Source organism: Kribbella catacumbae DSM 19601 (genome assembly GCF_000372465.1).
In the GTDB taxonomy this organism is placed as follows: Bacteria; Actinomycetota; Actinomycetes; order Propionibacteriales; family Kribbellaceae; genus Kribbella; species Kribbella catacumbae.
In genome coordinates this window covers 1-9,727 of the sequence record NZ_AQUZ01000103.1, presented here as the reverse complement: position 1 = coordinate 9,727, position 9,727 = coordinate 1, and the positions used below count along the sequence as shown (strand labels likewise).

Sequence of the window (9,727 nt, the reverse complement as noted above, 5' to 3'; positions counted from 1 at the left end):
CTGCAACACCAGCACCGACGCCGCGACCTCACCCGGCAGACTCGGCCGCCCGGTCGAGCTCGGGAACAGATCCTCGAACAACCCGGCCGGGAACACCTCACCACGATGCTCAGCCAAGAACCCGAACACGCTCCCGGCCGGCACCAGATGCCCGACCAACGCCCGAGCGTCCATCAACTCCTGATCAACCCCAGCTGAACCCTGCACCCCACAATCGTCCCAGCACGGTCACCACACGACCGGGCCAACACGCAGGTTATTCAGCAGGCTCCTAGGCGTAGCAACCGCAGACGGCCTCTACGCCCTGATCGCCACCCTCGGCGGCTCAGCCCTAGCCCCACTCATCGACCCGATCACGGTCCCCTTGACGTGGATCTCAGTACTAGTCCTACTCGCCCTCGCAACCCGAGGCGCCACCACAGCCATCACCCAACACCGCCTCACCCGCACCCCATCCAAAGGGCTTCACGCTGCGCGGGCGGACCGTGAGTTGGCCGGTGGCGCCTCCAAGGCCACCTCCACCACTCCCCCCAGCCCAACCACCGCTTACCTCGTCCTACTGGGCATGACGATGCTCAACCCCACCACCGTCATCTACTTCACCGCCCTAGTCCTAGGCAGCCAGGACGCCACCACCCCCACCCGCCTAGAACAGTCCGTCTTCGTCCTAGCCGCCTTCGCCGCCTCAGCCTCCTGGCAACTAGCCCTAGCAACCGGCGGCGCCCTCCTAGGCCGCCTACTAACCACCCCCACCGCCCGCCTACTAACCGCCCTGCTCTCCACCCTCCTAATCACCGCCCTGGCCCTACACCTCCTCCTAACCACCCTCTGACAGAAGAGGAACTTCAGGAGGAGGCGGTGACAGGAAAGGGAGATTTTCGCCTCCTGCCGGTGAGGGCTGGTGACACAGAGTTTATGGCGTGGGAAGGTGCTGTGGGGTGAGTGGTCACAGGGTGTGGATAACTGGGGATGTCACCCTGTGCCGGGTTGGGACTGGGCGTCCCCTACGATTCACCGCATCCGGATGTAGCTCGGATTCGGAGTCGGATCGCCCAATCCGGCTGGCGGGTCTGCCACGAAGAGTGTGAGGGTGTGGCCATGAACATCGGTAGTCGGAAGATCGTCGTGGACGAGGCAATCGCGCAGCTGCGGCTGTACGCCGAGACGAACGGCGCGGTGCTCAAGTACTACGACGGTCTTCCCGGGATGACGAACGTCGGCGGATCCGAACCGGACCGGGTCACGCTCGAGGACCTGGCCCGGACGATGGTGATCGGCGCTGACCTGCGCGCGGCCGACATCCCCTGGCTGCTCGAGGTGGACGCGGACAAGGAGTTCGCCGCGGTCCCGGTCGACGCGAAGCTGGAGGATGCCGCGCCCGGTACGCCGCTGTTCGAGGCGGCCACCGCGTTGGACGAGAAGTTCAGTGGTCACCGCGGCTTCGGGCACGCCAAGAAGGCCAAGCTGCTGCACCTCAAGCGGCCGTATCTCTTTCCCGTCAGCGACAGCTTCATCCGGATGACCTACAGCGAGGCGTCAGCCGGCCCCGACTTCCTGGCGGCCGTGCACCGCGACCTGGTCAACCCGGCCAACGTCCGCGACTTCAAGCTGCTCCAGGTGCGGCTGATCGCCGAGCCCGCGACCTCGGCCGCGCGCGTAATGGCCGAGGCACCCACCCTGCGCCTGCTCGACATCCTCGCCTCCCTCCTCGGCGAGGCGAAGTAGCCGCGCTCTCCCGAGCCGGTACTGCGTACTGGGCCGCCGGTACGACGTACTGCTTGGCCGTCGGCGGGTGGGCGTCCGGCGGGAGTCACTGCTCTACATAACGCCGAGGCGGGCTAAGGGCTCTACTAGCTCTCGTTCCTCGTAGGAGAGGTGGGAGAGCAGCACGTCGTCTAGCAGGTCTACAGCGGCTCTGAGGGTGTCGATGGTGCCGGAGCCGTCTACCAGGGCTACGAGGGCCTTGTCGACGCCTTCTAGGACGTCGTGGATGACCAGGTGCTCCTCCTGGAGGCGGTCGACCACTGGGGTGAGAGTTGGGTCGGCACGGCGGAGGCGCGGGAAGAGGGCGCTGTCCTCGAGCGAGTGGTGGGCGGTGACGGTGCGGCAGTAGGACTCGCAGTACACGCCGAGGGTCCAGTTGTTCTGGCGCATGGTCATGGTGTTGATGTGTGAACGGGCCTGGCCGACGTCCATGGAACCGGCGGCTACCTGTTCCACCAGGTCGCGGATCTGCTCGAGCTCGGCTCGCAGGTGATCGTGTACCTGGATCAGGTGCTCGCCCGAAGCCAGCTGCTGCGGTGAGTAGACCCGCGACGGGTCGAGCGCCGGTCCGGTCGGTCGTGCCGACTCATCCCAGAGCTGCTCGGTACTCCGCTTCGTCGCCGGCGGCGGCGTTGGCACAACGCTGAAGTTCCCGCGTCCCCCTGCGGCCGCGCCGCTGGAGGGCGCGGTGGCGCCGGAAGACTCGGGGGCGATGCTGGCGGAGGACCCGGGCGTTGAGACGGAGTCGATGGCTGGCGTGGACTGAACGGTGGCGGTGGCGGTGGCGGTGGCGCGGGCGGCTGCTACTGACTCTCGGACTGCGGTGGCTATGTCGGCGAAGCGGTGGATGTCTTCTGGGTTGTCGGAGCCCAGGATGTAGGTGCTCATGCCCTCAGTGAGGGTCAGCTCTACCAACTGCTCGACCCACTGCTCTTCCGGCCCTTGCAGGAACCCACCGCGCCCGTTGAAGTTCCCGGAGAGGTTGTAGAGGCGCCGCACAGCCGACGGATCGCGCCCGGCCTCCACTGCGGCGTCATCGATGATCTTGTTGAGGGCAGGGAGCTCCTCCGGCGGCGCGTAGCCGCTAGACGGCAACCACCCGTCAGCCAACCGCCCGGTCAGGGCCAGCATCCGCGGCTTGTAGGCGCCCAGCCAGATCTCGACATCATGCGCGGGTGAAGGACCGCGCTTGGCGCCCGCCACCGTGTAGTGCTTGCCGGCAAGGCGAATCCCACCGCCCTCGGGAGTCCAGACCTCGCGGATGATCGCGATGGCCTCCTCCAGCGCAGCGATGCTCTCCCCCGCCGTCAGCGTCGGCCCCGCGTTGGCAGCGACAGCCTCCAAGAAGCCGCCGGCCCCCAGCCCCAGCTCAACCCGTCCGCCACTGATCCGGTCGAGCGTGGCGACACTGCGCGCCAGCACGATCGGGTGGCGCAGCGGCAGGTTGGCGACGTTGGTGGAGACCGACACGGTCTGCGTGTGGGCGGCGATGACGGACAGCAGCGTCCACGCGTCGAGCAGGCGCGGCTGGTACGGGTGGTCCTGCACGGTCACCAGGTCGAGCCCGACCTGCTCGGTCAGCTGCGCCAGCCCGATCACCCGCTCGGCGTTCTCCACCGCCGGCGTCAGGAACGTGCCGAACACCAACTCGTGCCCGTAGTCCATACTCCACCTCTACCCTAAGTAGTTCGTGCCACGTAATATTGACCTGACGAACAAATTACTTCGTGCTGCGAACAATCACAAACGGGGAGCCGCCGTGAAGGACACCCTGGGAGCCGCCAGCGGGCTGGTCCGGCTGACGTTCCTAGTACAGAACCTGTACGCCGAAGTCGGCCGCGCCTGCGATCTCACCGTCGCCCAGGCGCAGATGCTGTGCTCGCTGAGCGACCGGTCGATCGGGATGGCCGAGCTGTCCGGCCTGCTCTGCCTGGAGCGATCCAGCCTCACCGGGCTGGTCGACCGCGCCCAGCAACGCGGCCTCGTCGTACGGGAGGACGATCCGCAGGACCGTCGCGCGGTGAAGGTCGCCCTGACGCCGGCCGGTTCCGCAGCCCTGCACCGGTTCCACGACGAGCTCACCGAGCGACTCGACCACCTACTGCAGGAGCTGCCCGCCACCGAGCGCGACCGCTTCACCCAGACCCTCGGCCGGGTCGTCGCCGACGCGCCTGCCGTGTTTGCCGACTAATGAACCTCGGCGAAGGCCTCCTCTAGCCCGAGCAAACCACCTGCCGCGTACTGCGTCTCGAACGCGTCCCTACCCGCTACAGCTCGTGCAGCAGCCGCAGCCCGATCAATGTCGGCCTGCTCGGGCGCGGTAATCACAAAGCCCTCGGCAACCCGCACAACAGCCGCAGCTCCCAACAAGCGTGCAGCCACCGCCTTGTCCTCGACACAAGCCGCGAGTCCCTCCAGAGCCCAGCACATCCCCCGCCGCGACTCGTACTCGCGCGAGATCCGAAACGCCTCCGCATGCAGCTCCCGAGCGCGCTCCAGCTCACCCTGCAGCTCCAGCGTGTACCCGAGCTCCTCCAGCACGATCGACAAGTACAACACCGGCTCGTCCTGCTTGCGCGCCGCGTCGACCATCCCCTGCAACCGCTGCTCAGCAGACTCCAACTCCCCCGTACGCCGGTCCGCAAACCCAAGCACGAGCTCCGCCAACGCCTGAGCCGACCGATGACCTTGCTCGATCGCCAACCGCAACGCCCGCTCGCCAAACGCCTTTGCCTGGGCGTACGCCTCCTGCCGCAACGCAGTCCAGCCGAGCCACCCCAACTCGCCCGTGACCTCCGGCCAGAGGTCAAGCGATTCGGCCATCTGCAGGCTCTCGGTGTGAAGCCGCGCAGCCTCGTCGAAGTCGCCCACCAGCTCGGCCAGAGCACCAAGCCAACTAGTCGCCTGCAGCAACCCCCAGCGATCACCCACCTGCCGGAACAGTCGAGCGCTCTCGGCTGCATCCGTCTCCAACGCCTTCAGGTCGACACGGACGTGCGCGTGCATCGCCCGAGCCGTCAGCACAGCCGCAATCCCCCACTGGTCCCCAGAGGCTTCGAAGGCTGCCAAAGCTCGCTCCAGCAGCTCCATGCAGGCTGCAAGGTCACCTGAATCGCTTGCAGTAAAGGCGATCCACCAGGCATCCCTTGGATCACTCAGATCAACCCGCTCGCGCACTGCGGCCGCACTGACGTCACCCTGCAGGTAGAGGAACCCGGCAAGCCACGCTGACGCCTTAGCCGACGCAGGCAGAGCCTCCAGCGATCGCCGGGCCTCAGCAAACCGCCCCCGCAGGAACCAGTACCAGGCAAGCGCATCCGCCAGCCGCTCAGCCATCTCAAGGTCGCCGCCGGCCACAGCACCGTCGAAGGCGGTCCGCAGGTTGCCGGCCTCATCATCAAGGAACTGCAGCCACCTGCGCTGAGAGGACCCAGTCAGATATCCCCGAGCCGTCTCCGCGAACTCTGTGTAGTACAGGTGATGCCGCTGCCTGACCAGCTCCAGCTCACCGGCCACACGCAGCTTCTCAACGCAGTACGCCGCCACTGACTCCAGGAGCCGGTACCGCGGCCCATCCACTCCATGCACCGACACAACCAACGACCTGTCGACCAGTCGCATCAACACGTCGAGGACGTCGACCCCATCCTCACCACACACCTGCTCGGCGGCATCCGCAGTACAGCCGTCTGTGTGTACTGCGAGTCGCCGTAGTACCGCTTGCTCCGACGGTGACAGCAGGTCCCAGCTCCAGTCGATCATCGCCATCAGCGTCTGCTGTCGAGGCGCAGCACCTCGATGCCCGGTCGCAAGCAGCCGAAACCGGTCATCCAGCCGTGCAACCAACCCCTGTACTCCGAGCGCCCGTACTCGCGTAGCAGCCAGCTCAAGAGCAAACGGGATCCCGTCAAGCCGCCGACAGAGCACCGAGACCGCGGCCGCCGACTCCTCGTCCAGAAAGAACCCACGATCCGCCGCAGTAGCCCGAGCCACGAACAGCTGCACAGCGGAGGCCTCATGAAGGTCAGGCAGCGCAGCGGCCACCGGCGGCACGTCCAGCGGCGGCACACTCCACACAGCCTCGCCGGTAAGCCCCAGCGGCTCTCTACTGGTCGCTAGTACTCGCAGCCCAGGCGCAGCAGCCAGCAACTCATCGGCCAGTGCCGCAGCGGCCTCCACAACGTGCTCACAGTTGTCCAGCACCAACAGCAGCTCCAGCGACGACAGAGCCGATACCAGGCCACCAGACCCGGCGCCAGCCGAGTCCCGCAGATCAAGAGCCGCCTGTACTGCGTCCGTCAGCGACCCGGCGACGTCCAGAGCATCAGGAGCCACTGCTGCCAGCTCAACCAGGATCACCCCATCCGGGAAGCGATCCACGAGCCCTTCAGCCGCCGCAAGCGCCAGTCGCGTCTTGCCCACTCCCCCGGGCCCAGTGAGCGTCACGAGCCGATCGGCCGATAGACGGCTCCGCACCTCAGCAATCGCTGAGTCACGGCCGACCAAGGCAGTCAACGCCGCCGGGAGGTTGTTGCGGCCCCGCTGCTGAGGCAGCTCCTGGGTCAGGATCGACTGCTGAAGCTCGGCGAGCTCCGGAGTCGGGTCCAGGCCGAGCTCATCAGCCAGTAGCGTCCGCAGCTGCTCGTAGCTCTCCAGCGCCTCGCCCTGCCGGCCAGCGCGGTACAGCGCCGTCATGTGCGAGGAACGGAGCCGCTCCCGCAGCGGGTGCTCCGACAGGAGGTCTGCCACGTCCCCGATCAACGCATTGTGGTCGCCGCGCGCCAGCCGGGTCTCGAAGTAGTCCTCGGTAGCGGTGAGCCGCTGCTCGCTCAGCCGTGCCACGGCCGTCTCCACGAACGCCTCGTCAGCGAAGTCCGCGTACGCCGGGCCGCGCCACAGCGCCAGCGCCTCCTCGAGCCGTCCGTGCTCCAGGTGCGCGGTGAAGCCCAGTGCGTCGTACGAGCCGCTGTCGACCTTCAGTGAGTACCCGGCCGGCCCGGAGACGACCAGTGCGCGGCTGCCCGGCTCGGCGTCCTCGAACGCGCGGCGGAGCTGCGACACCTTCGCCGAGAGCGTCCCGGCCGGGTTGCCCGGGAGGTCCTCGCCCCAGAGGTCGTCGATCAGCCGGTCCGCCGGTACCGGGCGTCCCTCGTGCACCAGCAGGTCAGCGAGCAGCGCACGCACCTTCAGACCCGGGACAGTGACCGGTTCGCCACTGTCCGTCCAGGCCGTCACCGGTCCGAGCACCCCGAAACGCATGGGCCAGACTCTAGCTTTCCGAGAGCATTTCGGATGGTTTTGGGCCGACCGGAAAGAAACCGTAAACGCCTTCCGGCAGAGTCTTCCTCAACAGCCAGGACGGGAGGTGAGCAGGATGAAGTTACGACTCGCAGTGATCATCGGCAGCACCCGCCACGGGCGCTTCGGTCCGACAGTGGCCGGCTGGTTCGCCCAGCAGGCTGCCAAGCGCGCCGACTTCGACATAGACGTCGTCGACCTGGCCACTGCGAACCTGCCCCAGACACTGCCCGACACGGACGACCCCACGCCGGCAGAGGTCGCAGTACTGGCTCCCAGGCTGGCTGCGGCGGATGCGTTCGCAGTGATCACGCCGGAGTACAACAGCAGCTTCCCGGCGCCACTGAAGACGGCACTCGACTGGTACTACGAAGAGTGGCACGCCAAGCCAGTCGCGATCGTGGCCTACGGTCGCGAGACAGGCGGCCTGTACGCCGCAGCGCAGCTACGGCAGGTCTTCACTGAGCTGCAGGCGGTAGCGATCCGCAACACCGTCACACTGCCCTGCTACTGGGAACAGTTCGCCGCGGACGGCAGCTGGCCCCGCCCCGGCGCCGGCTACGACGCCTCCGTCAAGACCACGCTCGACCAGCTCGTCTGGTGGGCCCAAGCACTCCGCGACGCCCGCACCAAACAGCCCTACCCTTCCTGAAAACACAGCAGCCTGACAACACACCAGAGAGGCAAGACCATGCGCAAGATCATCGAATCCACCTTCGTCACCCTCAACGGCAGCATCTCCAACCCGCAGGACTGGAGCGGGCCGTACTGGGACGAGGACCACTTCGGCTACTCCGGGAAGCTGATGGAGAACACCGACGCCCTGCTGCTCGGCCGGGTCACCTACGAAGGCTTCGCCGAGGCATGGTCCCAGCGCGACGGCGAGATGGCCGACACCTTCAACAACATGCCGAAGTACGTCGCCTCCCACACGCTGACCGACACCACCTGGAACGCCAAGCTCCTCGAAGGCGACGTGGTCGAGGCCGTCCGGAAGCTGAAGGCGGAGGACGGTGGCGACCTGCTCAAGTTCGGCACTGGGTCATTCTCGAAGACGCTGCTCGAGCACAAACTGGTCGACGAGTACCACTTCTGGGTCTTCCCGGTACTGGCCGACGGCGACCAGCTGTTCGGGGAGTCCGAGCTCGGTATCAACCACCTCGAGCTGCTCGGCACGACCACCTTCAAGTCCGGCATCGTCGTCCACAAGCTGGCCCCGAAGGCCTGACGACCGCAGTACCGGCGAATGCCCGCAGCCCCTCGGGGTTCCGGGCATTCCGCCGTTTCTGACTGGGTACCGGGACGACTGAGTCAGAAAGGACTGAGATGGGAACCGTCATCACCATCATCGTGATCGTCCTGGTCGTACTCGTCGCCGCGGCGGCGCTGTACGCGTACCAGCGACGGCGGACCGGGCAGCTGCAGGAGCGGTTCGGACCGGAGTACGAACGCACACTCGAGCAGTCGGGCGACCGCAAGGAGGCGCTACGCGATCTGCGGCAGCGCGAGCAGCGGCGCGCCAAGCTCGAAGTACACCCGCTGACCGGCGAGTCAGCCGAGCAGTACCGCGCGGAGTGGAGTGGGTTGCAGCAGAGCTTCGTGGACGCGCCAGGTGACGCAGTAGCCCAGGCAGACAGGCTGGTACTGCGGATGATGCGCGAGGCCGGCTACCCGGTCGACGACTTCGACCAGAGGGCCGACGACATCTCGGTGGATCACCCCGAGGTAGCGCAGAACTACCGCCAGGCACACAGCGTCGCGGTCGCCCAGACCCAGGGCGTGGTGGACACGGAAGACCTCCGCCAGGCAGTCACCGCCTACCGCCGCCTGGTGGCCGTCCTGCTCGACACCCCCGCTCACACCGACGCAAAGGACCAGTCATGACCACCCCGCACCACGACGAAGACGCCCGTACTGCGGACGCCGAGCGCACGGACTACTCCGTCGACCAGGTCGGCGACGACCAGACACCCGCCGACACCACGCTGGACACCAGCGACCGGGTAGATGCCGACTCGGACAGCACGCCAACCACAGACGACGGGGTAGTGGCCGACTCGGGCCCAGTGGGGTCGGACGAGCGGTTGGTGGCTGCTGACCAGGCAGTGGACTTCAAGGCGCGCTGGGACGTCATCCAGCAGAACTTCGTGGACGACCCGCGGACAGCGGTGACTGACGCCGACAAGCTGGTCAGCGACGTGCTGGAGCGGCTCTCGGCGACCTTCGACGAGCAGCACCGCGACCTGGAAGGCCAATGGTCGGACGGCGAACCAGACACCGAGGACCTCCGCTCCGCCCTGCAGCGGTACCGCGCCTTCTTCGAGCGCCTGCTGACCATCTGAGGCCAACCTTTACGCCGCCCGGGGCGTCCCAGGAGCATGTCCCGAGTTGTGTGGAACTTGGGTGACGATCCACGGTGAACTCTAGGCGACGGCACCGACAGTTTCTGTGTGGTCGGTGGTGTCGGGGTGGGTGTGTCGGTGGAGGGCGGCGACGAGCTGTGGCATGTGTTTGTAGCCCTTGATGCGGCGGAAGGATCGTTCGGCGTTGAGCATGCCGGCCGCGGTCCAGCGCAGCACCATGTGCCCGTCGCGCCAGCGGGACACGTTGCGGTTGGTGGTTCGGGCGATCGAGATCATCGACTCCACGGGGTTGGAGGTGGTCA

General features: G+C 66.9%; 9 protein-coding genes and 2 pseudogenes. 7 read left to right on the top strand and 4 right to left on the bottom strand.

Annotated features, from left to right (window positions below; all coding sequences use genetic code 11):
• Positions 1-207: pseudogene (locus A3ES_RS54830) on the bottom strand (IS5/IS1182 family transposase); the annotation flags it as partial.
• A gap of 97 nt (positions 208-304) precedes the next feature.
• Here A3ES_RS54830 and A3ES_RS53320 point away from each other — a divergent pair.
• A complete protein-coding gene (locus A3ES_RS53320; RefSeq protein ID WP_083934116.1) occupies positions 305-832 on the top strand; it encodes a LysE family transporter in 528 nt (175 codons plus the stop codon).
• A 266-nt stretch (positions 833-1,098) separates the two neighbouring features.
• Positions 1,099-1,725 (top strand): DUF6308 family protein, encoded by a 627-nt coding sequence (locus A3ES_RS0144730; protein ID WP_020393357.1) that lies wholly within the window; start codon positions 1,099-1,101, stop codon positions 1,723-1,725.
• A 93-nt stretch (positions 1,726-1,818) separates the two neighbouring features.
• On the opposite strand, the gene A3ES_RS0144725 is transcribed toward A3ES_RS0144730, so the two are convergent.
• Complete coding sequence (locus tag A3ES_RS0144725; RefSeq protein WP_020393356.1) at positions 1,819-3,429, bottom strand: LLM class flavin-dependent oxidoreductase; 1,611 nt, start codon at positions 3,427-3,429, stop codon at positions 1,819-1,821.
• 94 nt (positions 3,430-3,523) lie between these two features.
• Here A3ES_RS0144725 and A3ES_RS0144720 point away from each other — a divergent pair, with 94 nt between their 5' ends.
• On the top strand, positions 3,524-3,955 hold the full coding sequence (locus A3ES_RS0144720; RefSeq protein WP_020393355.1) for a MarR family winged helix-turn-helix transcriptional regulator: 432 nt from the start codon (positions 3,524-3,526) through the stop codon (positions 3,953-3,955).
• Here A3ES_RS0144720 and A3ES_RS0144715 read toward each other — a convergent pair.
• Positions 3,952-7,023, bottom strand: a complete 3,072-nt coding sequence (locus tag A3ES_RS0144715) for an AfsR/SARP family transcriptional regulator (RefSeq protein WP_020393354.1) — start codon at positions 7,021-7,023, stop codon at positions 3,952-3,954. The genes A3ES_RS0144720 and A3ES_RS0144715 overlap by 4 nt on opposite strands.
• 115 nt (positions 7,024-7,138) lie before the next feature.
• Between A3ES_RS0144715 and A3ES_RS0144710 the strand changes: the two genes are divergently transcribed.
• From A3ES_RS0144710 to A3ES_RS52060, 4 genes are all read left to right on the top strand, one after another.
• Complete coding sequence (locus tag A3ES_RS0144710; RefSeq protein WP_040457208.1) at positions 7,139-7,714, top strand: NADPH-dependent FMN reductase; 576 nt, start codon at positions 7,139-7,141, stop codon at positions 7,712-7,714.
• A 39-nt stretch (positions 7,715-7,753) separates the two neighbouring features.
• Positions 7,754-8,290 (top strand): dihydrofolate reductase family protein, encoded by a 537-nt coding sequence (locus tag A3ES_RS0144705; protein ID WP_020393352.1) that lies wholly within the window; start codon positions 7,754-7,756, stop codon positions 8,288-8,290.
• A gap of 98 nt (positions 8,291-8,388) precedes the next feature.
• Positions 8,389-8,946, top strand: a complete 558-nt coding sequence (locus A3ES_RS0144700) for a hypothetical protein (RefSeq protein ID WP_020393351.1) — start codon at positions 8,389-8,391, stop codon at positions 8,944-8,946.
• Complete coding sequence (locus tag A3ES_RS52060; protein ID WP_020393350.1) at positions 8,943-9,404, top strand: hypothetical protein; 462 nt, start codon at positions 8,943-8,945, stop codon at positions 9,402-9,404. The genes A3ES_RS0144700 and A3ES_RS52060 overlap by 4 nt, the downstream gene beginning before the upstream one ends.
• Positions 9,405-9,485: 81 nt before the next feature.
• Here the strand turns inward: A3ES_RS52060 and A3ES_RS50620 are convergent.
• Positions 9,486-9,727, bottom strand: a pseudogene (locus A3ES_RS50620) (IS256 family transposase); the annotation flags it as partial.